At 69.8% G+C, this 22929-nt stretch carries 16 protein-coding genes; 13 read left to right on the top strand and 3 right to left on the bottom strand.

Annotated elements, in window-relative coordinates:
* Position 1 precedes the first annotated feature (1 nt).
* The 7 genes from J3A75_RS22600 to J3A75_RS22570 all read left to right on the top strand — a co-directional run bounded on the left by J3A75_RS22600 (position 2) and on the right by J3A75_RS22570 (position 9505).
* Positions 2-1915, top strand: a complete 1914-nt coding sequence (locus tag J3A75_RS22600; protein ID WP_209650776.1) for a dipeptide ABC transporter ATP-binding protein — start codon at positions 2-4, stop codon at positions 1913-1915.
* A gap of 31 nt (positions 1916-1946) precedes the next feature.
* Positions 1947-3494 carry a glutathione ABC transporter substrate-binding protein GsiB gene (gsiB, locus tag J3A75_RS22595; protein ID WP_245364404.1) on the top strand — a complete coding sequence of 516 codons (1548 nt, stop codon included), beginning with the start codon at positions 1947-1949 and terminating at the stop codon, positions 3492-3494.
* Between the two features lie 106 nt (positions 3495-3600).
* Positions 3601-4521: a glutathione ABC transporter permease GsiC gene (gene gsiC, locus J3A75_RS22590; RefSeq protein WP_058608377.1), complete on the top strand. Its 921-nt coding sequence runs from the start codon at positions 3601-3603 to the stop codon at positions 4519-4521.
* A gap of 7 nt (positions 4522-4528) precedes the next feature.
* Positions 4529-5431, top strand: coding sequence for a glutathione ABC transporter permease GsiD (gsiD, locus tag J3A75_RS22585; RefSeq protein WP_012320185.1), 903 nt, complete (start codon positions 4529-4531; stop codon positions 5429-5431).
* Positions 5428-6504, top strand: coding sequence for a P1 family peptidase (locus J3A75_RS22580; RefSeq protein ID WP_070999896.1), 1077 nt, complete (start codon positions 5428-5430; stop codon positions 6502-6504). The genes gsiD and J3A75_RS22580 overlap by 4 nt, the downstream gene beginning before the upstream one ends.
* A gap of 3 nt (positions 6505-6507) precedes the next feature.
* Complete coding sequence (locus J3A75_RS22575) at positions 6508-7323, top strand: M55 family metallopeptidase (protein WP_024829436.1); 816 nt, start codon at positions 6508-6510, stop codon at positions 7321-7323.
* Positions 7324-7465: 142 nt separating this feature from the next.
* Positions 7466-9505, top strand: a complete 2040-nt coding sequence (locus J3A75_RS22570; protein ID WP_070999895.1) for a molybdopterin-dependent oxidoreductase — start codon at positions 7466-7468, stop codon at positions 9503-9505.
* A gap of 199 nt (positions 9506-9704) precedes the next feature.
* Here the strand turns inward: J3A75_RS22570 and J3A75_RS22565 are convergent, their stop codons facing one another.
* From J3A75_RS22565 to J3A75_RS22555, 3 genes are all read right to left on the bottom strand, one after another.
* A complete protein-coding gene (locus tag J3A75_RS22565; protein WP_070999894.1) occupies positions 9705-10841 on the bottom strand; it encodes a M48 family metallopeptidase in 1137 nt (378 codons plus the stop codon).
* 3 nt (positions 10842-10844) lie between these two features.
* The gene (locus J3A75_RS22560; RefSeq protein WP_070999893.1) at positions 10845-12137 is read right to left on the bottom strand and encodes a YjgN family protein; all 1293 of its coding nucleotides are present in this window, start codon (positions 12135-12137) and stop codon (positions 10845-10847) included.
* A gap of 275 nt (positions 12138-12412) precedes the next feature.
* Positions 12413-13702, bottom strand: a complete 1290-nt coding sequence (locus J3A75_RS22555) for a cystathionine gamma-synthase family protein (protein ID WP_070999892.1) — start codon at positions 13700-13702, stop codon at positions 12413-12415.
* A 628-nt stretch (positions 13703-14330) separates the two neighbouring features.
* Here J3A75_RS22555 and J3A75_RS22550 point away from each other — a divergent pair.
* The 6 genes from J3A75_RS22550 (at position 14331) to J3A75_RS22525 (ending at position 22920) form a co-directional block, all read left to right on the top strand.
* A complete protein-coding gene (locus J3A75_RS22550; RefSeq protein ID WP_139342574.1) occupies positions 14331-14969 on the top strand; it encodes a hypothetical protein in 639 nt (212 codons plus the stop codon).
* A 977-nt stretch (positions 14970-15946) separates the two neighbouring features.
* Entirely contained in the window at positions 15947-18163 is a 2217-nt protein-coding gene (locus J3A75_RS22545; RefSeq protein ID WP_070999891.1) for a TonB-dependent siderophore receptor, read from the top strand.
* An 821-nt stretch (positions 18164-18984) separates the two neighbouring features.
* Positions 18985-20016, top strand: coding sequence for a polyamine ABC transporter substrate-binding protein (locus tag J3A75_RS22540; protein ID WP_012320176.1), 1032 nt, complete (start codon positions 18985-18987; stop codon positions 20014-20016).
* A 36-nt stretch (positions 20017-20052) separates the two neighbouring features.
* Positions 20053-20916, top strand: a complete 864-nt coding sequence (locus J3A75_RS22535) for an ABC transporter permease (protein WP_051475870.1) — start codon at positions 20053-20055, stop codon at positions 20914-20916.
* Positions 20916-21734 (top strand): ABC transporter permease, encoded by an 819-nt coding sequence (locus J3A75_RS22530; RefSeq protein ID WP_012320174.1) that lies wholly within the window; start codon positions 20916-20918, stop codon positions 21732-21734. The genes J3A75_RS22535 and J3A75_RS22530 overlap by 1 nt, the downstream gene beginning before the upstream one ends.
* A complete protein-coding gene (locus tag J3A75_RS22525) occupies positions 21715-22920 on the top strand; it encodes an ABC transporter ATP-binding protein (protein WP_070999890.1) in 1206 nt (401 codons plus the stop codon). The genes J3A75_RS22530 and J3A75_RS22525 overlap by 20 nt, the downstream gene beginning before the upstream one ends.
* The last annotated feature ends 9 nt before the right edge of the window (positions 22921-22929 follow it).

The following is a 22929-nucleotide window of genomic DNA, read 5'->3' as shown; positions in this document are numbered from 1 at the left end:
CATGCCGACCATCCCAGCCGGAACCGGCTCTCCCACCGCGATGCCCGACGGGCGGGTCGTCTCCGTCAGCGGCCTCACCGTCCGCTTCGCGACCTCCGAGCGGGTCGTGGAGGCGGTCCGCGACCTGTCGTTCCACGTCGATGCCGGCGAGACCCTGGCGATCGTCGGCGAGTCCGGGTCGGGCAAGTCCGTGACCTCGCTGAGCCTGATGCGCCTCGTGGAGCACGGCGGCGGCCGGATCGCGGCCGGGCAGATGCTGTTCCGGCGCGGCTCGGGCGAGGTCCTCGACCTCGCCGCCGCCCCGAACGCCCGGATGCGGGCGATCCGCGGCGCCGAGATCGCGATGATCTTCCAGGAGCCGATGACCTCCCTGAACCCAGTCTTCACCGCCGGTGACCAGATCGCGGAATCGATCCGCGTCCATCAGGGAAAGAGCGCCTCGGCCGCCCGGGCCGAGGCCCTGCGGATGCTCGACCTCGTGCGCATCCCCGAGGCGCGCAACGTCCTCACGCGCTACCCGCACCAGCTCTCCGGCGGCATGCGCCAGCGCGTGATGATCGCCATGGCCCTGTCCTGCAAGCCGCAACTGCTCATCGCCGACGAGCCGACCACGGCCCTCGACGTCACGATCCAGGCCCAGATCCTCGAGCTGATCCGCAGCCTTCAGGCCGAGATGAAGATGGGCGTCGTCTTCATCACCCACGATATGGGCGTCGTGGCCGAGATCGCCGACCGCGTGCTGGTCATGTACCGCGGCGACAAGGTGGAGGAGGGGGCGGCGCCCGCGCTCTTCGCCGCGCCGCGCCACGCCTACACACGGGCGCTGCTCGCGGCCGTGCCCCGGCTCGGCGCGATGGCGGGCAGCGACCTGCCGCGGAAGTTCGACCTGCTGCGGGCCGGAGCCCGGGAACAACCGGCAGGGGAGGGGGTGCCCGCCGCGGCCGATGCGCCCCACGATACCGTCCGCGTCGGCGCCGGGCCGATCTTGCGTGTGCGCGACCTCGTCACCCGGTTCGACATCCGCGGCGGCCTGCTCAACCGCGTGCGCCGCCGCGTCCACGCGGTGGAGCGGGTCAGCTTCGATCTCCATCCCGGCGAGACCCTGGCCCTCGTCGGCGAATCCGGCTGCGGCAAGTCGACGACGGGCCGCTCGCTCCTGCGCCTCGTTGAGAGCGAGAGCGGCCTGATCGAGTTCGACGGCGGCAACGTCCGCGACTTGCCCCCCGGACGGCTCCGCGGCCTGCGGCGCAACATCCAGTTCATCTTCCAGGACCCTTACGCGTCCCTCGATCCGCGCCTGACCGTGGGCTTCTCGATCATGGAGCCGCTGCTGGTCCACGGGATCGCGACGCGCCGGGAGGCCGAGGCGCGGGTGGCGTGGCTTCTCGAGCGCGTCGGGCTGACCCCCGACCAAGCCCAGCGCTACCCGCACGAATTCTCGGGCGGGCAGCGGCAGCGCATCGCCATCGCCCGGGCTCTCGCCCTGAACCCAAAGGTCATCGTCGCCGACGAGGCGGTCTCGGCCCTCGACGTGTCGATCCAGGCGCAGATCGTGAACCTGATGCTCGACCTCCAGCGGGAGTTCGGCCTCGCCTACCTGTTCATCAGCCACGACATGGCCGTGGTCGAGCGGATCAGCCACCGGGTGGCGGTGATGTATCTCGGCCAGATCGTCGAGATCGGCCCGCGCCGGGCGATCTTCGAGAACCCGCAGCACCCCTACACCCGCAAGCTGATGGCGGCAGTGCCGGTCGCCGACCCGGCCCGCCGGCACCTGCGCGCCCGCCGGCTCCTGACCGACGAGATCCCGAGCCCGGTCCGGGCCATCGGCGACGAGCCGCAGGTCGCGCCCCTCGTCGAGATCGGCCCCGGCCATCTCGTCGCCCGCCACACCGTCGGCGGCCTCGCCGCCTGACATTGCCTATCCCCGCCAGCAGGATCGTCCCATGCCCCGAGGTCTGACCATGTTCGAGCGCTTCCTCCTCGCCGCCGGCCTGCTCGCCGTGGCGGCCGCGCCCGCCGCCGCGGCGGGCGACCCGATCCTGGCGATCAGCGGCCAGCCCGAGACTCTCGACCCGTACAACACGAACACGACGCTCACGACCGCCGTCACCAAGTCGTTCTACGAGGGCCTCTTCGGCTTCGACAAGGACCTGAAGGTCCGCAACGTCCTGGCCGAGAGCTACGAGACCTCGCCCGACGGCCTGGTCTACACGTTCAAGCTGCGCGAGGGCGTCAAATTCCACGACGGCACGACGTTCGACGCCGCTGCGGTGAAGGCCAATCTCGACCGCGTCCTCGACCCGGAGAACCACCTCGCGCGGTACAACCAGTTCAACCGCATCAAGACGATCGAGGTGCTCTCGCCCACGAGCCTGCGCATCACCCTGAAGGAGCCCTTCGGGCCGTTCATCAACTCGCTGGCCCACGCCTCGGCGGCGATCATCTCGCCCACGGCCCTGAAGAAGTACGGCAAGGACATCGCCTTCCACCCGGTCGGTACCGGGCCGTTCACCTTCGTCGACTGGAAGCAGACCGACTACGTCAAGGGCGCGAAGTTCGCCGATTACTGGCAGGCCGGCTTCCCGAAGGTCGACACCATCACGTGGAAGCCGGTGCCCGAGAACGGCACCCGCGCCGCCATGCTGCAGACCGGAGAGGCCGACTTCGCCTTCCCGCTGCCCTACGAGCAGGCCAAGATGCTCGAAGCCAGCAAGAAGCTGAAGATCGAGGTCCACGCCTCGATCATCGAGCGGTATCTCAGCATGAACGTGCTGCAGAAGCCGTTCGACGACCTGCGCGTCCGCCAGGCGATCAACTACGCGATCAACAAGGAGGCGTTGGCCAAGGTCGCCTTCTCGGGCTACGCCTTCCCCGCCCAGGGGATCGTCCCGCAGGGCGTGCGCTACGCCCACAAGATGGATCCCTGGCCCTACGATCCGGCCAAGGCGCGCCAGCTCCTGAAGGAGGCCGGCTACGCCAACGGCTTCGAGGCGACCCTCTGGAGCGCTTACACCACCACCACGGCCCAGAAGGCGATCCAGTTCCTCCAGCAGCAGCTCGGGCAGGTCGGCATCAAGGTCCAGACCCTGGCCCTGGAGCCCGGCCAGCGCACCGAGTGGGTGCAGACCGCTCCGGATCCGAAGACCGCCCGCGTCCGCCTCTACTATGCCGGCTGGTCGTCCTCGACCGGCGAGGCCGATTGGGGCCTGCGGCCGCTGCTGGCGACGGAGGCGTGGCCGCCGAAGCTCAACAACACCGCCTATTACAGCAACGCCGAGTTCGACGCCCTCCTCGCCAAGGCGCTGGTCTCAACGAACGACGCGGAGCGGGCCGAACTCTACGCCAAGGCCCAGGAGATTGTCATGAAGGACGCCCCCTGGGCGCCGCTGGTCACCGAGCAGAACCTCTACGCGACCTCCGCGCGGCTCTCCGGCGTGTACGTCATGCCCGACGGCAACATCGATTCCGGCGCGATCGCCGTCGCTCAGTAGCCGCCGACAGCGGACCTCCGCGCCCGGCGGCCCGGACGATGGCCGTCCCGGCGCGGAGGTCCCGCGCGATCGCTTCACGAAAACCCCGGATCGCGGGCGCGAGCCTATGCTGACCTTCCTGCTCAAGCGGCTCCTCGGGCTGCTGCCGACGCTGCTGATCGTCTCGGTGCTGGTCTTCCTGTTCGTCCACCTGCTGCCCGGCGATCCGGCGCGGCTGGCGGCCGGGCAGGATGCCGACGCCCAGACGGTGGCGCTGGTGCGCACCGAACTCGGCCTCGACCGGTCCCTGCCGGAACAATTCGTGCGCTACTTCGCCAACCTCGCCCGCGGCGATCTCGGCGTCTCGATCCGCACCCGCCGCCCGGTCTCGACCGAGATCGGCGAGCGCTTCCTGCCGACCCTTCTGCTCACGCTCACCAGCATGGCCTGGGCGGTCGCCTTCGGGCTGATCATCGGCATCGTCTCGGCGGTCTACCGCAACGAGTGGCCCGACCGGGTCGGGATGACGCTCGCCGTGTCCGGCATCTCGTTCCCCGCCTTCGCGCTGGGCATCCTCCTGATGCAGATCTTCTCGGTCGAGCTCGGCTGGCTGCCGACCGTCGGCGCCGACACGTGGCGGCACTACGTGCTGCCGTCGCTGACGCTGGGCGCGGCCGTGGCCGCCGTGATGGCCCGCTTCACCCGCGCGGCCTTCGTGGAGGTCATCGGCGAGGATTTCGTCCGCACCGCGCGCGCCAAGGGGCTCAAGGAGCGCGTCGTCATCGCCAAACACTGCCTGCGCAACGCCCTGATCCCGGTCGTGACCATGATGGGCCTGCAGTTCGGCTTCCTGCTCGGCGGCTCGATCGTCGTGGAGGCGGTGTTCAACTGGCCCGGCATGGGCCGCCTGCTCGTCGATGCCGTGAACCAGCGCGACTACCCGGTGATCCAGGCCCTGGTCCTGCTGTTCTCCCTGGAGTTCATCCTGATCAACCTGGTCGTGGACGTGCTCTACGGCCTCATCAACCCGACCATCCGCTACAGGTGAGCCGGCCGTGACCGACATCCTCGTCCCCGCCGCCCCCACCGTCGCGCCCGTTCCCACCGGCATCCGGACGCCGTGGTCGGAATTCTGGCGCAAGTTCCGGCGCCAGCGCGTCGCCGTCGTTGCCCTGGGCTTCATCGGCCTGCTGGTCGTGGTCGCCGTGCTGGCCCCGTGGATCGTGCCCTACGACCCGGTCAACGACTTCGACTACGACCGGATCAACGAGGGCCCCTCGCTCGCGCACTGGCTCGGCGTCGATCCCCTCGGGCGCGACATCCTGAGCCGCATCGTCGAGGGGGCGCGGATCTCCCTCGCGACCGGCTTCCTGTCGGTCGCCGTCGGCGGCCTCGTCGGGACCGTGCTCGGTCTCCTCGCGGGCTATTACGGCGGCTGGTGGGACCGGATCGTCATGCGCATGTCCGACGTGCTGTTCGCCTTCCCGGGCATCCTCCTGGCGCTCGGCGTCGTCGCCATCCTGGGCTCCGGGCTCGTCAACGTCGTCGTGGCGGTCTCGGTCTTCAGCGTCCCGGCCTTCGCGCGCCTCGTGCGCGGCACGACCCTGGTCCTGAAGAACAGCACCTACATCGAGGCCGCGCGGAGCATCGGCGCCCCCGACCGGACGATCCTCCTGCGCCACATCCTGCCGGGCACGATCTCGGGCATCGTGGTCTACTTCACCATGCGGCTGGGCACCTCGATCATCACGGCCGCGAGCCTGTCGTTCCTCGGCATGGGCGCGCAGCCGCCGACGCCCGAATGGGGCGCCATGCTGAACGAGGCGCGCGCCGACATGGTCTCGGCGCCGCACGTCGCGCTGTTCCCGAGCCTCGCGATCTTCTTCACGGTGCTGGCCTTCAACCTCCTCGGGGACGGCCTGCGGGACGCCCTCGATCCGAAGATCGATCGCCTGTGACGCCGACCGCCCCTCCGCGCCCGGCGCCCCGCGTCGGCCGCCTGCCGCGGGGCCCGCGCGATGCCATCACGGACGTCCCGGGCGTGACGGTCGGCCATTGCACGCTGGCCGAGGGCGACGTGCAGACGGGGGTGACGGTCGTGCGCCCGCACGGCGGCGATCCCTACCGCGACCGCGTTCCGGCGGCCGGCGTCGTGCTCAACGGCTTCGGCAAGTCCGTCGGCCTGATGCAGGTCGAGGAGCTCGGCGTGCTCGAGACGCCGATCGCCCTGACCAACACCTTCTCGGTGCCGGCGGTGGCCGCCGCCCAGATCCGCGCCGCGATCGCCGACAATCCGGAGATCGGGCGCGCGCTGCCGACGCTCAACCCGCTCGTGTTCGAGTGCAACGACGGTTACCTCAACGACATCCAGCGCATGGCGGTGTCGGCGTGCCACTACCGCGACGCCCTTGACGCGGCCGGTTCCGCCGTCGCGGAAGGGTCGGTCGGGGCCGGTCGCGGCATGTCGAGCTTCGGCCTCAAGGGCGGCATCGGCACCGCCTCGCGTCGGGTCCGCACGCGCGCGCGCGGCCGGTTCACGCTGGGCACCCTCGTCCTGTCCAATTTCGGCAAGCCGTCCCAGATCCGGGTGTGCGGCACGCCGCTCGCCGCCCACCTCCGGGCGACCGCCGGGGAACCGGAATCCGGCGCGGAGCCGCCGGAGAAGGGCTCCATCATCATGATCGTCGCCACCGACGCGCCCCTCGACGCGCGCCAGCTCCGCCGCCTCGCCCTGCGGGCCGGGGCCGGCCTCGCCCGGACCGGCTCGGTGTTCGGCCACGGCAGCGGCGACATCGCGCTGGCCTTCACGACCGCCTACACGGTGCCGCAGGATCCCGCCCGCCCGATGCCGGCGCCCGCCCTGCTGCACGACGCGGAGCTCGATCCATTGTTCGAGGCCGCCGCGGACGGGGTCGAGCAGGCGATCATCCACGCCCTCTGGCGGGCCCAGGCGGTGACGGGCCGCGACGGCCACCGGCGGGACGCGCTGACGGATCTCCTGCCCGGCTGGGCCGAAATTCTCGGAGCCTGAGCGATGCGCGTCCTGATCTCGACGGATATCGAGGGCGTCGCCGGGATCTATCACCGCGTCCAGACGACGCCGGGGAATCCCGAGTACGAGCGCGCGCGGGTGCTGATGACGCGGGAGGCCAATGCCGCCGTCGCGGGCGCCTTCGACGGCGGCGCGCGGGCGGTGCTGGTCAACGACTCGCACGGCGACTTCCGCAACATGCCCCCGGACCTCCTCGACCCCAGGGCGCAGGCCGTGCAGGGCAAGCCGCGGCCCCTCGGGATGATGGCCGGGATCGATCAGGACATCGATGCGGTCTGCCTCGTCGGCTACCACGCGCGGGCGAGCGGCCGGGGCATCCTGGCTCACACGGTCAACAGCTTCGCCTTCGCGCGGATCGCGATCAACGGCCAGGAACTCGGCGAGGCCGGCCTCTACGGCGCGCTGGCCGGCGCCTACGGCGTGCCTGTGGCGATGGCGAGCGGCGACGACGTGTTCGTCGCGGAGAACCGCGCGCTGCTCCCGGGCACGCGCTTCGTCGAGACCAAGCGCGCGACGGGGCAGAACAGCGGCATCAGCCTCTCGCCGGCGCAGAGCTGCGCGGCGATCGGCGAGGCCGTCGCAGCGGCCCTCCGGGAGTCGAGCGCGCGGCCCTTCCGCCTCGAGGGTCCGCTGGAGGTCCGCGTGCGCGCGCAGACACCGGCCCTGGCGGACCTGTTCTGCCTGTGGCCGAGCCTGCGGCGGGGGGAGGGCAGCGAGGTCGTGTTCGCGGCGGCGCACGTCGCGGAGGCGGTCCAGGTGATCAACGCCCTCTCGGCGATGTCGAGCGCGCTGCGCTGAGCCCTCGCGGCCGGCGCGACGGCGACGATCCGCCCGGCGTCGCCCGAGAGGCGGCGGCATGCGCGCCTTGCGGTCTTCCGGCCGAAGGCCCAGAACCGCACGGTCCTTGCTTCCCCATGCTGGCGCCACGGGAGTTCGTCGCTTGGTCCGGACCGTCTGCCCGCACGATTGTCCCTCTGCCTGCAGCCTCGACGTGCAGGTCGTGGACGGGCGCGTCGTGTCGGTCCGGGGCGGCGACAATCCCTACACGGCCAGGGTGATCTGCGCGAAGGTCAGCCGCTACGGCGAGCGCGTCCACCACCCGGACCGGATCCTCCACCCGCTGGAGCGCGTCGGGCCGAAGGGCAGCGGGGCGTGGCGCCGGATCTCCTGGGACGCGGCGCTCGACCGGCTGGCGGCGGCCTTCTCGGAGACGGCGGACCGTTGGGGGGCGGAGGCGGTCTGGCCGTACAATTCGGGCGGGACCATGGGCCTCGTCCAGCGCGACGGTATCCACCGGCTCACCCACGTGATGGGCTACTCGCGGCGCAAGCGCACCATCTGCACGGCGGTCGCGATCGCGGGCTGGAGCGCCGGGGTCGGCCGGATCGCCGGCCCGGATCCCCGCGAGATGGCGCTCTCCGACCTGATCGTTGTCTGGGGCGGCAACCCGGTGAGCACCCAGGTCAACGCGATGACCCACATCAGCCGCGCCCGCAAGACGCGGGGCGCCAAGCTGGTGGTGATCGATCCGTACCGCACCGGGACCGCGGCGGCGGCCGACCTCCACCTCGCGCTCCGGCCCGGCACCGACGGGGCGCTCGCCTGCGCGGTGCTCCACGTCCTGTTCCGCGACGGCCACGCGGACCGGGCCTACCTCGCCGCCCAGGCCGAGGACACGGCGGCGCTGGAGGCGCATCTGGCGTCGCGCACCCCCGAATGGGCGGCGGCGATCACCGGCCTGGAGCCCGCCGCGATCGAGGCCTTCGCGGCCCTCTACGGGCGCACGCCGCGCAGCTACATCCGCTGCGGCTTCGGCTTCACCCGCAGCCGCAACGGCGCGGTGAACCTGCACGCGGTGACCTGCCTGCCGACCGTCACCGGCGCCTGGCAGCACGAGGGCGGCGGCGCCCTCTGGCAGCACGCCGCGATCTTCAACTGGGACAAGACCCTGACGGAGGGGCTCGACGCCAGGGCGCCCGGCGTGCGCGAGCTCGACATGAGCCGGATCGGCGCCGTGCTCACCGACGATCCCGACGCCCTGCTGGGCGGCCCGCCGGTCCGCGCCATGCTGATCCAGTCGGCCAATCCCGCGGTCTCCGCGCCCGACAGCGCCCGGGTGCGCGCGGGGCTGACGCGGCCGGACGTGTTCGTGGCCGTGCACGAGCAGTTCATGACCGAGACGGCCGCGCTCGCCGACCTCGTGCTGCCGGCCACCACCTTCCTGGAACACGACGACATCTACGGCGCCGGCGGCCACAGCCACATCCAGGCCGGGCCGGCGATCCTGGAGCCGCCGGGCGAGTGCCGCTCGAACCACGCGCTCCTGTCGGGGCTCGCCGCCCGGCTCGGCGCGGACCACGCGGGCTTCCGCCTGACCGCCCGGGACCTCGCCGACGCCACCCTCGCGCGCTCCGGCTGGGGCGGTCTCGACAGACTGGAGGCGGAGGGCTGGATCGACGCGCAGCCGGATTTCGCCGAGAGCCACTTCCTGACCGGGTTCGGCCATCCCGACGGGCGCTTCCGCTTCGCCCCCGACTGGGCGGCGCTGGGTCCGCGCGCGGCCGGCATGCCGGCCCTCCCGGATCACTGGCCGGAGGCCGAGCCCGCCGACGCGGAGCACCCGTTCCGGATGATCGCCCCGCCGGCCCGTCAGTTCCTCAACGCGACCTTCACCAACGTGCCCGAGTCGCTCCGTCGCGAGGGGCGGCCGACCTGCCTGATCCACCCGGCGGACGGCGTGCGGCTCGGGATCGGTACGGGCGACGCCGTCGAGGTCGGCAATGCCCGCGGTCGGGTCCGGTTGCACGCGCGGCTCGCCGAGGGGCAGCAGCCGGGCGTCGTGGTGGTCGAGAGCCTGTGGCCGAGCGCGGCCTTCGCGGGCGGGGACGGGGGCATCAACACGCTGATCGGGTCGGCGCCGGCCGCGCCCAACGACGGTGCCGCCTTCCACGACACTGCGGTCTGGGTTCGAGCGGCCTGAGCCGGGCGCTCGGGCCGTCGAAACTCACGCTCCTTTTCCGGTGCCCCCCTCGCAGAAGCCGGGGACGGACAATCGACAGCAATCCGTTGCCCGGAATCCCGGTCAGGCGCACGGCCGGTCGGGGTCGACGGGGTCGGGCGGCGCTCTCCCGCGCCCGCGCTTTCCCGCCCGCGGGCGGTGATCGTGACCGCGGGCCGGGCTAAGGCTCGGCCCTCGTCGACCCCGCCCCGCAGATGCCCTGGAGCGCGGTCCACGCGGCGCCCGACAGGATCTGCCGTTCGGGCGCCGCGGGTCCCGCCTGGGCGCGGATCGCGGCCGCGCGCTCGCGCGTGAAGGGATGGCTGCGCAGCAGGTCCAGCACGTCGCTCTTGCCGTCGTGCTTGTCCTTGGCGATGCGCTCGAGGATGTCGGCGAGCGCCGCGCCGTTGCCGCCCGCGCGCGTCATCAGGTCGACCGCGAAGGCGTCCGCCGCCCGCTCGGCGTCGCGGCTGTAGCCGGCCGAGAGCACCGCGTCGCCCAGCGCGATGATGATGGTCGAGCCGGTCAGATCCCCGAGGACGAGGCTCAGGAGGAACGAGGTGCCCGATGCCCGGATGAGGGAGCGGGTCGGATCGCGTCTGCGGACATGGCCGAGCTCGTGCGCCAGAACCGCCGCGGCCTCGTCGGCCGATCGCGCCCGCGCGATGAGGCTCGAGAGCACGATCACGCGGGCGCCCGGCAGGGCGAAGGCGTTGGCCATCCCGTGCCGGCGCACGCTCACGGCGAGAGCCGGCGGCAGCGAGCCCTCAGCCTGCCCGGCCGCGACGAGGCGACCGACGAGCTTGTCGAGGGCCTCGCGCCCGGCGGGCTCCGCACAGGCCGGCGGGTCGCCGAGGAAGCGCAGGACTTGCGGCTCCGCCACCGCCCCGAGCCGCGACTCGGCCGCGTCCGGCACGAGCGGGGCGAGCAGGCCGGCGATCTGCGGGACGCCGAAGACCGCCACGAGCAGGACCGAGAGACCCGCCGCCAGAGACCAGAGCACGAGCCGCACCGTGCCGCCCGAACCCTCCCGAAGGTGCAGGTCCGGGCAGCGCGCGGCGAGCGCCGCGGCGAGCGTCGCGTCCGAGAATTCCACGCGGGCCGGCTCGTCGGCCGGACCGATCCGCATCAGCGGCGGCACCGAGACGGCGGCGCGCAGGTCGAGCAGGTTCCAGTCCCGGGCGACGTCCGGCCCGGAGACGCGGAAGCGGTCGTCGAGGCGCAGGGTGACGGGATGAGCCCGCGCGCTGACGCCGTCGAAGTAGCGGCCTTCGACCTCGATCGGCGCCCCGGCGGTCGCTTCGGAAGGGCGGATCAAGTCTCAGAAGCCGATCTGGAGGGCGCCCCCGACGTCGAGCGCGTCGGCGAGACCCTCCTGCAGGCCGCTGCCGGCGCCGCGGGACGAGGCGAGGACACTGTCCAGGGCTCGCGGATCCACGACCTTCGTGCTCGTCGCCACCGCCGCCCACAACCGGGCCTGCACCACGCGCACGTACAGCACCGCGAAGAGCGGCGCGCCGACGAGGTAGATGAGGACGACGAGCCCGTGGAGCATCCCGAGATCGCCCGCCGCCCGCGCGGCGAAGATCAGCAGCGCGGCGACGAGGCCCAGCACGACGAGGAAGCCGAGAAGCGACAGCATGTAGACGATGTAGGGCCAGTAGAATTGGCGCGCCTTGAGGCTCGAGGCGAGGCGGGCGTGACCGAGGCCGGCGGCGGCCATGAAGGCCCGCGTCTCCCGGGCGCGGTAATAGGGGATCAGAAGCAGCGCCGCGGGCACGCAGATCGCGGCCGCGAAGCCCATCGTCCGGAGGAGGACGCCGATATGCGAGGCCGCGTAAGCGGGATTGAGGATCGTCTCGCCGGCCTTGCCGCCGGGCTTCGGCACCAGCAGGTCGCTGGGCAGCGAGAAATCCGCCGCCGCCAGGAGGGCGATGCCGAGCCCGATCAGCGGCCCGAGCCCCACCACGTAGAGCAGAAGCCAGGGGCCGAGCACGCTGCGTCCCCGCGCCGTCGAGTGCATCCGGCTGGTGCCGACCAGGGTGTGACCGATGCGGTAGCGCTCCAGGCTCGCCCGCATGAACGGGACGGCCAGGCCGACGGTGACGAGTGTGAGCAGCCACCAAGCGCCCGCGCGTGCCGCGTAGGCGAGCCCGGAGCCGTCCTGTCCGAGGCGTATGCCGCGCCACAGGGTCCGCATCGCCCGGTAGCGGCGTCCGCGGTAGATCGCGAACTGGCTCAGGAGGAACAGGAACACGAAGGAAATCACCACCGAGAACGGGGCGAGCGCGGGCGCGACGAGCGAGACCGCGAACAGCGCGACGTAGATCGGCACCAGGATCGCGAGCGCGACGAGGAAGCCCAGAAACAGTTCCTTGCCGGTTCCGGTGTACTCGGCGGGCGAGCCGTCGAGCGCGGTGCGCTCCCAGAAGAAGCGGCGCAGATTGGTGACGTACCAGAACCGGTAGATGCCGAAGGTCACCACCGAGAGCAGAAAGCCCTTCAACGCGAGCCACGTGAGTCCTTTGACCCGCGGATCGAAGGTTACGGCGGCCACGCGCGTGGCCGGAGCGCCGCTCCGCGCGTCGAACTCGGTGCCGGTTGCGGGATCCATGGATTCGTCGATCGTCCCGTCGCGTTTCGCGGCGGGACACTACGAAGTGAGACCCGCGGTGACCAGTTCCGCGCGGACGCAATTCAATTCCGTCCCCGCACTGTCGTGCGGCGACCGCACGAGACCTGCGGCGTCGTTAACGAGCGACTTCCGGGTTCGAGGCGGTCATCGCAGGGTGTCGCGGCCGAGCCGGCCCGGTGAGGGAGGCGTCGCGCTCGGCCGGAGCGGCTCGACGGCGGCGCAGAACCGGCGCGACCGCCACGGCCTGAGCGCCGTCAGCCCAGGACAGCGAGGGCCGCGGCCAGATCGGCGACGAGATCGTCCGGGTGCTCGATCCCGATCGACACCCGGATCGTCGCGTCCGTGATCCCGAGCCGGTCGCGCACCGCCTTCGGCACGCCGGAATGGGTCGTGGAGGCCGGGTGGCTGGCGAGCGACTCCGTCCCGCCGAGGCTGACGGCGAGCTTGAACAACTGGAGGTGGTTGAGGACCTGGAACGCCTCGGCCTCGCCGCCGACGATGTCGAACGAGAATGTCGAGCCCGGTGCCGCGCACTGCCTGGCGTAGACCTGCGCCTGATGCGATCCGGGCTCGAGATGCGCGAGATGGTGAAGGCGCGCCACCTTCGGGTGCTCCGCCAGCATCCGGCCGACGATCTCGCCGTTGCGGTTCGCGGCGCTCATGCGCAGCGACAGGGTCTCGAGCGAGCGCCCGAGCATCCAGCAGGAATGCGGGTCGAGACCGGTCCCGATCGCCGAGCGCAGCAGCCGCACCGGCTTCATCCGCGCCGCCGAGCCGAGGGCGGCGCCGGCGATCAGGTCCGAGTGGCCGCCGACATACTTGGTCAGGGAGTAGACCGAGATGTCGGCGCCTTCGCGCAGCGGGTGCTGGAAGAGGGGCCCGAGCAGGGTGTTGTCGCAGACCACCATCGGCGCCGCGCCGCCCTGCCGGGCACCGATCTCCTCGGCGACCGCGCGGACAAGGCTGAGGTCGACGAGGGTGTTGAGCGGGTTCGAGGGGGTCTCGACCATGACGACGCTGACCCGTCCCGCGTCGGCCGCCCGGTGGGCCGCGGCGCGCACGCTCGCCGGGTCGGTCCCGTCCGAGAACCCGAGCGGCGCGATGCCGAACCCGGCCAGGGTCTTGGCGATCAGCGTCTCGGTGCCGCCGTAGAGGGGCTGCGAGTGCAGGATCGCGTCGCCGGGCCGGGCGAACGCCAGGATCGTGGTGGCGATCGCCGACATGCCGGAGGAGAAGACCAGCGCCGCCTCGGCTTCCTCGAAGACGGCCAGCCGATCCTCGACGATCTCGCTGTTCGGATGATTGAAGCGCGAGTAGACCAGCCCCGCCGCCTCGCCGACCGGCGGTTCGCGCCGCCCGGAGACGTAGTCGAAGAAGGCTTTGCCGTGCTCGGCGGAGGTGAAGACGAACGTCGATGTCAGGAAAACCGGCGGCTTCACCGCACCCTCGGACAGGGCCGGATCGTAGCCGTAGCCGAGCATCAGCGTCTCGGGATGGAGCGGGCGGTTGCCGAGTTCCTTCTTGTGGTAGCGGTCGTCCGACATGCTGACCTCGCTCCGACAGGACGCCAGCGCGGAGCTGGACAGCCCGGATGCGCTCCGGGTGCGGGAGCACGGCACAGCCGTGCCGATCTTCCCGTACGGGCGCAGGGGCAGTTGAATGCGTGCCCGCGAGCCCGATCAATCTCGACTCCGGTCTTGAGCCGATCTGGAAATGTTCCGACCGATTGCTTGGTCTGCAGAGTGATATTAAATTTCACGATGATTTACATTCAAAGTGTTCGGCACACGTTCCGGAGCACGGACCGGTTCTCGACCGCGTCGCGGAGTTCGTTCCGATAGGCTGCCGGGCCGAGATACTGCCCGAGGGGCAGGTCGGGCGCCTCCTGAATCGCCCGCGCCTGGATGCCGTGCCGTCGACACCCGCTTCAGCGAGGATCCCGCTAACGTCCCGGCAAGCGTCGAGCTCGCGGCGGTCCGGGCCTCGCCGCGAGCTCCATGAGTTCGCGACCGCGGCTCATCGCAGCCTTTCACGACCTTCGATAGCGACCCGCTGACCCCCTATCGCGCTTCAGCCCCGTCCTTTCACCCGCGGTCACGTTGTCGCTGCCCGATCAGGTATGATCCAAGTGATGGAATTTTACCGCGAGAGACGCGAGCATGTGATCTTTCCGTGCGGCAGAAGACCATGTTTTTCGACCAAAAGGCGCTGATAGGTCGCCATATTCTAGTCGTGGAAGATGATTATTTTGCCGCAGCACACGTCAAAGACTGCCTGCGCACACATGGTGCAACCATCGAGGGGCCCTGGTCGAACGTCGAACATGCCATGTCATCGCTCGATCGGAGTATCGATCGCATCGACTCGGCCGTTCTCGACATCGACCTTCAGGACGGGAAGAGAAGCTATCCGATCGCCAAACGCCTCGATTGGGCCGGAATACCTTATATATTCGCGAGCGCCCATCCGCTATCGCAGATCCCGGAAGAATATCGAGACTGCCTCAACATCGGAAAGCCCCATTCAGATCACAGGCTGATCTGCGGCCTCAGCCAGCTTCTAGAGGGCACCTTCGAGAGCAAGCTCTATCGGGCGCTGACAAGGCTGGGGGCGGTGAGCCGACATATCCAAGCAGGAGAGCGGCGCGTCGCTCAACAGCGAGAGCGGGTTGCTCGATTCCGAGGCATGCGGCACAGCCTCAATCTTGCCGAAGAATTGCTGGAGGAGCTGTTGAATAGTCTATCCGCCCTGGAAGACACCCGTGCAAAATTTCTTGACGAACTTCGCCTGATACAAGCTGGTGCGCTTTGATCCCGGGCGGGTAGCGTCGAATTCTATTCAGCGCGAGGAGCAGGCGTCACGCTGCTCGTGGCGTCGCCTTCAGGATTCGGGGAATTCACGTCGTCGTCGCTGAGCTCGGAACAATTGATCGACGGCGGAGGGTCGGGGCGACGAACGAGATGCTCCGTCTGATCCAGCAACGTCCGTGAGCGTCGGATCGCCTGCAACGAGGTCTCCAGGAGCCACTGATCGTATCCAGCCGACAGTCGAGCTTTGGGGGACGAGTTTGCCAAGAGGCTGCTCCGCGTCATGCAGGCGGGAGCACACGTATCTCTCAGCCACCAGCGCCCACGGGTTCGAGAACCGGCTGGTGATCGCGACATCCTACGCCGGTCTGGCTGGAGCGCCTAATCGCAGGCGGTCCCGACGCTCGGCGCGCATCAGCCAATGGGCGTGCTCTCGACGCTGGTCGTCAGCCCCGATGCGAAGTCGCGCGGCGGCCGACGGATCGACGCTCTCGGGAAGCGTCGAGGGCGTCCCCTGCGGCCGCCCTGCCGCGACCCGGACCGGCCGCTAGCGGCCGGACCGGGCCGATCGCCGGGCATGCGCTGTCGTCGGACCTGCGCCCGAGACCCTTGCACCACCGGCCGCTGGTCAGGGGGGCGGATCTCGAAAGCAGCCACCACCGGCCGTTCGGCAACCTCGGCTCGGGGCGGTGAACGGACGTTTGTTCGACGCCGGGGATCGGAGATCCTGCTGCGCGCCGCTCGCGATCCTACGCAATATGCCGTCTCGCGTGTCGAAAGGTGCGCGCTGCGCGCAGCACATCCGAGCACAACTCGGTTCCGGCGCTGTAAAACCTCGGCCGGTAATCCATACCTTAGAATAAATTCACTTTTGAATCGTTGTAAGTGTGTGATCTATAACACGTTTTCGGCTTGATCAACGATCCGTGAACGGCGAACACGTGGGCACTGCGCCGCCGGAGGCGCTCGTCAGCGTGATCTATGTCGTATCGCTCGCTCCTCACCCTCCTCCTCGCCACCACTGCTCTCGCCGGGCCCGCGAGGGCGCAGGACGGCTCCGTTCAGCTCAACGAGATCTCGGTCGAAGCGGCGTCGCCCGGCAATTCCGCCCCCGGCCTGACGGGCTCGGGCGGCCTCAACGTGAGCGGGGGCGACGGCGGTACGGCAAGCACCAGCGGCGGCGGTGGCGGTCCGTCCGGGATCACCGGTTACACCGCCCGGGTCGCCACGACCGCAACGAAAACCAACACGCCGCTGATCGAGGTCCCCCAGTCCGTGTCGGTGGTCACCCGCGAGCAGCTGAACGACCGCAACGTTCAGACCTTCACCGACGCGGTCAACTACGTCCCCGGCGCCGTATCCGCCCGGTCCGGCTTCGATCCGCGGTTCGATCAGATCTTCATCCGCGGCTTCGACGTGCTGACCAATCAGGGAATCTACCGAGACGGGTTGCGCGTGATCGGGACCGGCTTCGCCTACCCGAAAAGCGAGCCCTACGGCGCGGAGGCGCTCACCATCCTGCGCGGGCCCGCCTCCGGCCTCTACGGCCTCGGCTCGCCCGGCGGCATCCTCGACATCACGACCAAGCGTCCCGTCTTCGCGCCGTTCGGCGAGGTGCAGTTCCAAGCCGGCAGCTTCGACCGCTTCCAGGGCAACTTCGACGTCGGGGGGCCGATCGAGGGTTCGGGCGGCACCATGGCCTACCGTCTCACCGGCGTGCGCCGCGAGGCGGGCACCTTCATCGGTCTGGGCACGACCGACGACCAGCTCTATCTCGCTCCCGCGTTCACCTGGAAACCGTCGGCCGATACCACATTCACGTTCCTCAGCGAGTTTCAGGTCACGAATACGCCGGCGGCGACGTTCTTTTACAATGACCCGGGCTTTCGGGTGTCCAAGTTCTACCAGGGCGACCCGCGCTTCATCGGCCTCGACCAGACGCAGTACCGGGTCGGCTACGCCTTCGAGCACTTCATCACGCCGGACCTCATTTTTCGCCAGAATTTCCGGCACTACGGGCTCTTCCTGAGCGCCAAGTACGTCGACATCAACAACATCAACGAAGCACGCACGATCGGCACGCGCGATACGGGCTACATTCGCGAGGGCCTGGTGCAGCAGACGCTGGACAACCAGCTGGAAGCCCGCTTCGCTACAGGCCCGGTCGCGCACACCGTGGTCGGCGGCGTCGACTACGCCCGGTACAGCCTGAGCGCACGCTTCGGGTTCGGGCTGGCTCCGGACCTCAACCTCGTCACGCGGAATTACGGCCAGCAGTTCATCCCGACGCCCCCCCTGGCGCCCGCGTCGCGCCAGAGCCAGGACCAGATCGGTGTCTACCTGCAGGATCAAGCCAAGTTCGGAAACTTCATCCTGACGCTGAACGGGCGGCACGACTGGGTCTTCCAGAACAACTACGCGACGCCGGACAGCGCGGTCTCACGTCAGGACAACAGCGCCTTCACGGGCCGGGTCGGCCTGGGCTACGTCCTGGCACCGGGGCTGGTGCCCTACGCCAGCTACGCCACGACCTTCACGCCGCAGGTGGGCATCGACCGGAACGGGCAGGCGTTCAAGCCCGCCACGGGCGACCAGATCGAGGCCGGGGTCAAGTACCTGATCCCCGGCACCAATATCCAGACGGCGTTCGCCGGCTTCGACATCAACCAGTCGAACATCCTGATCCCCGACGCGGGCAACCTCGCATTCCAGACCGCCGGCGGCGCCGTGCGCTCGACGGGCTTCGAGGCCGAGGCCACGGCCAACCTCGCGCCGGGCACGAACCTGACGATCGCCTACACACACGTCGACATCCGGTTCGTGAACTCGGTCTCGGCCACCGGTCAGTCGATCGCCGGGAACCGCGTGTCCGGCATCCCCAGCGACACCTACGCGTCGTTCCTGACCTACGCCTTCCCGCCTTCCTCGGCCCTGCGCGGTCTGCAGATCGGCGGCGGCATCCGCTTCATCGGATCCAGCTTCGCCGACGACCAGAACACGGTGCGCAACACCGCGGTCACCCTCTACGACGCGCTGGTCGCCTACGACTTCGCGGCGCTGGATCCGAAGTACAAGGGCTTCCGGGCGCAGATCAACGCCTACAATATCTTCGACCGTAACTACACGACCTGCTCGTTCGGGTTCTGCAACTTCAACCAGCCGGCACGAGTCATCGGTAGCCTGATCTATCGCTGGTGAGAGCGTCCATCTCCGGCGCCTGCGTGTTCCGAGGCAGGGCCTCCAGGAGGACACGACGATCGTGGCCCGCCGCGCGGCGGGCCACGATCGCGATGGCGGGGGCGCGGATCGACGTCCGCCCGGGCGATCTGCGACCGCTGGATCACTCATCGACGGCGCAGGTCTTGAGGCGCTCCGATACGCCGGAGGGCGCGGGCCCCGGCGATGGGGCTCCGATCTACACGCGCCGAATGACCGACCCGGCCTTCCTGGCGGGTCGGGCGCCTACGCTCAGGCGGGTGTCGCCAAGTCGCCGGCGATAGGCCGCCCGGCGTTCGGCACCACAAGGGCGCTGTGCGGCCACCGCGACATTCGCGCCGTCGACCGACGGTTCTCCACATCCTGACCGCGGCCTCGAGCGCGATCCGAACCCGATCGTCGTCTGCCTCAGGATTTCCGATCCAGACGCTTCCGGAAATCGTGCTTGATGAGCGGGTGCGGCCATTTAGCCTTTCCTATCGAGATCTGCTCGGGTTGAGGACGAACAGCTCTCCACGTGACGTCGGCAGGACGTCCTGAGCGGGCGTGACGCAGAAGCTCGAGGCAGACGCAGCGCCCGCGTCCGGAGAGACATGTCCGGGATAGGCGCCGATAGTCCGTGCGGCCGTTTCCGGGAGGGGGCGCTTGGATGATCGATCGGCGTGAAATGATCGAAAATCGAGACCGCGCTCTGACGGGGCGAATCTCGATCGAAACCGGAACAGTTTCTCCAGGATAAAATACATCTCTGGCATTCGATTTGCTCGGCGCGCGGTACTGCAGAGAAAGGAACTGTCGACGTGATGCGTCTTCTGACCCCGCTCCTCGCGGCCTCCGCCCTGGTCGCATCCATCATCCCGGTGCAGGCGGCCGAGAAGCTCGTCGTCAGCACCTGGGGCGGCAGCTTCCGCGATCTGATCGACGAGGCCATCGCCACGAAGTTCAAGGCGGAGACCGGCGCCGAGGTCGAGTACATCACCGGCGGTACCATCGACCGGCTCAACAAGGCCAAGCTCGCCAAGGACGCGCCCGAGAGCGATGTGACCTTCACGACCGCCCATGTCGGCTGGCTCTACGTCAATGACGGCCTGTTCGAGACGCTCGACATGGCCAAGATCCCGAACGCGGCGAACCTCGTCGAGCAGGCCCGGGTCAGCCCGGCGCATCTCGGCACTTGGGGCTACGTCTACACGATCGGCTACCGCGCGGACCTGACGCCCAAGGGCATGACCTTCGGCTCCTGGGCCGATCTCTGGGACCCGAAGCTCAAGAACAGCCTGGCCGCGCCCGATTTCGACCCGAGCCACATCATCGCCGTCTCGGCGCTGCTCTCGGGCGGCGACCCGGCGACCTGGGAAAAGGGGCAGGCCAAGCTGGAGGCGCTGAAGCCGAACTTCCGGGCCTTCTACACCAACGACGCCAACAGCCAGCAGCTGATCGCCACCGGCGAGACGCCCGTTCAGGTCGTGCTGACCATGAACGCCTACTACATGAAGGGCCAGGACGTGCCGGTCACCGTGGTGATCCCCAAGGAGGGTGGGGTTCTCGGCATCGACACGGTCGCGATCAACAAGGGGTCCAAGAAGGCAGAGCTCGCCTACAAGTTCATCAACATCGCTCTCGATCCCGAAGTACAGGCCAAGATCGCGCAGCTGAAGAAGGGCAGCCCGACCGTCACCAACGCCAAGGTCGATCCCGAGATCGCCAAGCTGCCGGGTGTGTTCACCACCGCCGAGCAGTGGAAGACCCAGGCGATCAACATCGACCCGAAGCTCCGGGCCGAGAAGACCGCGCTCTGGCGCAAGTGGTTCGCCGAGAACATCATGGCGCGCTAGGGCCCGCGCCATGCGCCTCGCTCGACGGGAAGCCTCATGACACCCGCGATCCGCCGCCGGCCCTTCCTGCCGCTGTTCGTGACGCCGGCGGTGCTGGTCGCCGCCGCCATCGTGGCCGCCATGGCGGCGATCCTGCGCTACAGCCTGCACGCCTACGTGCCGGGATCCCTCGACGTCGGCGGTCTCACGCTGGAGAACTTCTCCGATCTCGGCCGCCCGATCGTGCTCCGGGCGCTGCGCGACACGGTGCTGATCTGCTTCGAGACGGCGCTGATCACCCTGGTCGTCGGCTACCCCGTCGCCTACGCCCTGGTGCGCACCCGCTCGCTGCTGCTGAAGTCCGTCATCCTGATCGTCGCGGTGACCCCGCTCTTCCTCGGCGAGGTGGTGCGCACCTATGCCTGGACGGTGGTGCTCGGCAATTCCGGCTTCGTGAACGCCACCTTGCGCCAGCTCGGCCTGATCGAGCGGCCGATCCAGCTCATGTTCACCGAGCTCGGGGTGATCGTCGCCCTCGTGCACGTCACGCTGCCGGTGATGGTCATCATGCTGGCCGCGGCCCTCGCGCATATCGACCGCGACTACGAGCGCGCGGCCCAGAGCCTCGGCGCCGGGCCGGTGCGCACGTTCCTCACCGTGACGCTGCCGCTCTCGATGCCCGGCGTGGTGGCGGGCTTCACCACCGCCTTCGCCTGGACGTTCAGCGCCTTCGCGACGCCCCAGGTGATCGGCGGCGGAAAGGTCGGGGTCGTCTCGACCCTGGTCTACCAGCTCGGCCTGTCCTCCTTCAATTTCCCGGTCGCGGCGTCCCTGAGCCTCGCCGGCCTCGTCCTGGCGCTCGGAACGATGTGGCTCGTGCGCCGCTGCGCCCGCCCGCTCGAAGCGTTCGGAGGCCACTGATGCGCCGCGGCCTCCGCACCCGGCTTCTCGGGATCTCCGGCAGGGTCCTCGTCGGGCTGATCCTCGCCTTCATCGTGCTGCCGGCCTTCGTGGTGACGCTCGCCGCGTTCAACGACCGGGCGATCCTGAGCTTCCCGCCGGCCAAGTACTCGACGCGCTGGTTCACCCGGGCCCTGACCTACCGGGATTTCCAGACGGGCCTGTGGAACAGCCTCGTCGTCACCGCCTGGGCCTCCACGCTCGCGCTCGCCGTGGGCACCGGCTTCGCGATCGCCCTGAAGCGATACGCTTTCCGCTTCAAGGCGGCGCTGGAGGGCGTGCTGCTCTCGCCGCTGATCGTGCCGCACTTCACCATCGGCCTCGGCCTCCTGGTCCTGGCCACCGGCATCGGTGCGGCGCGGGGCTTCTCCGTCGTGGTCCTCACCCACGTCGTGGTGGTGCTGCCCTTCGTGATCCGCTCGGTCTACATCTCGCTGCAGAACATCGACGAGCGGCTGGAGCTGGCCGCCGCGAGCCTCGGCGCCCGGCCGGGCCGCGTGCTCACCACCGTGACCCTGCCGCTCCTCGCGCCCGGCCTCGCCAGCGGCTGGCTGTTCGCGGCGATCCTGTCCTTCAACGAGTTCACCGCCTCGCTCTTCGTGACGGGGCAGGCGACCCAGACCCTGCCGGTGGCGATGTACGGCTACGTCCGCGAGTTCGCGGACCCGACGCTCGCGGCCGTCTCGGTGATCTACATCGCGGTCACGGCCCTCGCCCTGATTGTCGCCAACACGTTCCTCGGGCTCGGCAAGGTTCTGAATGTTGAGCAAGGCTCTTGATCTCACCGCGCCGGCGACCCTCCCCGGCACAGCCGCGGCCCCCCGGGCAAGACCGGCGGTCCGCCTCGACGGCGTGGTCAAGCGCTTCGGCGCGGTCACCGCGCTGGAGGAGAGCTGGCTGCAGGTGGAGCAGGGCGAGTTCCTGACGCTGCTCGGACCCTCGGGCTGCGGCAAGACCACCCTGCTCAACCTGATGGCGGGCTTCCTGGAGGCGGATGCGGGCGAGATCTTCATCGGGGACGACCTCGTGACCGCCACTCCGCCCTACGAGCGCGAGGTCGGCATCGTCTTCCAGAACTACGCCCTGTTCCCGCACATGAGCGTCGCGAAGAACGTCGGCTACGGTCTGCGCGTGCGCGGCGTGCCGAAACGGGAGATCGCCGCGCGCGTGGAGGAGGTTCTCGCCCTCGTGAAGCTCTCGGGCTTCGCGGACCGCTCGCCCCGGCAACTCTCCGGCGGCCAGCAGCAGCGCGTCGCGCTCGCCCGCGCCCTCGTCATCCGCCCGAAGGTCCTGCTCCTCGACGAGCCGTTCTCGGCGCTCGACAAGAACTTGCGCGGGGCGATGCAGGTCGAGCTGAAGGAGATCCAGCGCCGGCTCGGCGTGACGACGGTCTTCGTCACGCACGACCAGGGCGAGGCACTGAGCATGTCGGACCGGATCATCGTGATGTCGGCCGGTCGCGTCCGGCAGATCGGCACGCCGGATCAGGTGTACCGTCACCCGCAGGACCGCTTCGTGGCGGGCTTCATCGGCGACGTGAACCTCCTGCCCGGCCGCCTCGAAGCGCGGGCGGGCGAGCGCGCGACGGTCGCGGTCGGTGACCTGCGCCGCGAGGTCGAGGCCGACACCCTGCGGGACTGTGCGACCGGCGCCGCGGTCGACGTGTTCGTGCGGCCGGATCACCTCGGCGTGCGCCCGGCGGGCGAGAGCGGCACCCTGCCGGCCCAGGTCGCGGCCCTCGTCTACCAGGGCTCGCACATCGACCTGCATATCGACCTGCACGCCGACCTCCGTTCCGGTCCCATGAGCGGCGGGCGGGTGGTGGTGCGGATGCCGGGGCACGGGGCGCTCGCCACCTACGCCCCCGGATCGCCGGTGGCCCTGCTCGTGCCGCAGGCAGGCCTCGTCGCCTTCCCGGCCGAGCCGGGTAGCCCGAATGGACAAGCGGGCCGGACGGGCTCGTGACAGGACGAT

This window comes from Methylobacterium sp. PvP105 (genome assembly GCF_017876975.1).
Lineage (GTDB): Bacteria > Pseudomonadota > Alphaproteobacteria > Rhizobiales > Beijerinckiaceae > Methylobacterium > Methylobacterium radiotolerans.
The sequence above is the reverse complement of the archived record's forward strand: the minus strand, read 5'-3'. Positions and strand labels throughout refer to the sequence as shown.

What these genes read in the sequence shown, in the direction of transcription:
- J3A75_RS22600 (WP_209650776.1), top strand. Translation starts at nt 2, where the DNA reads ATGCCGACCATCCCAGCCGGAACCGGCTCTCCCACCGCGATGCCCGAC.
- gsiB (WP_245364404.1), top strand. Translation starts at nt 1,947, where the DNA reads ATGCCCCGAGGTCTGACCATGTTCGAGCGCTTCCTCCTCGCCGCCGGC.
- gsiC (WP_058608377.1), top strand. Translation starts at nt 3,601, where the DNA reads ATGCTGACCTTCCTGCTCAAGCGGCTCCTCGGGCTGCTGCCGACGCTG.
- J3A75_RS22575 (WP_024829436.1), top strand. Translation starts at nt 6,508, where the DNA reads ATGCGCGTCCTGATCTCGACGGATATCGAGGGCGTCGCCGGGATCTAT.
- J3A75_RS22560 (WP_070999893.1), bottom strand. Translation starts at nt 12,137, where the DNA reads ATGGATCCCGCAACCGGCACCGAGTTCGACGCGCGGAGCGGCGCTCCG.
- J3A75_RS22555 (WP_070999892.1), bottom strand. Translation starts at nt 13,702, where the DNA reads ATGTCGGACGACCGCTACCACAAGAAGGAACTCGGCAACCGCCCGCTC.
- J3A75_RS22545 (WP_070999891.1), top strand. Translation starts at nt 15,947, where the DNA reads ATGTCGTATCGCTCGCTCCTCACCCTCCTCCTCGCCACCACTGCTCTC.
- J3A75_RS22540 (WP_012320176.1), top strand. Translation starts at nt 18,985, where the DNA reads ATGCGTCTTCTGACCCCGCTCCTCGCGGCCTCCGCCCTGGTCGCATCC.
- J3A75_RS22535 (WP_051475870.1), top strand. Translation starts at nt 20,053, where the DNA reads ATGACACCCGCGATCCGCCGCCGGCCCTTCCTGCCGCTGTTCGTGACG.
- J3A75_RS22530 (WP_012320174.1), top strand. Translation starts at nt 20,916, where the DNA reads ATGCGCCGCGGCCTCCGCACCCGGCTTCTCGGGATCTCCGGCAGGGTC.
- J3A75_RS22525 (WP_070999890.1), top strand. Translation starts at nt 21,715, where the DNA reads ATGTTGAGCAAGGCTCTTGATCTCACCGCGCCGGCGACCCTCCCCGGC.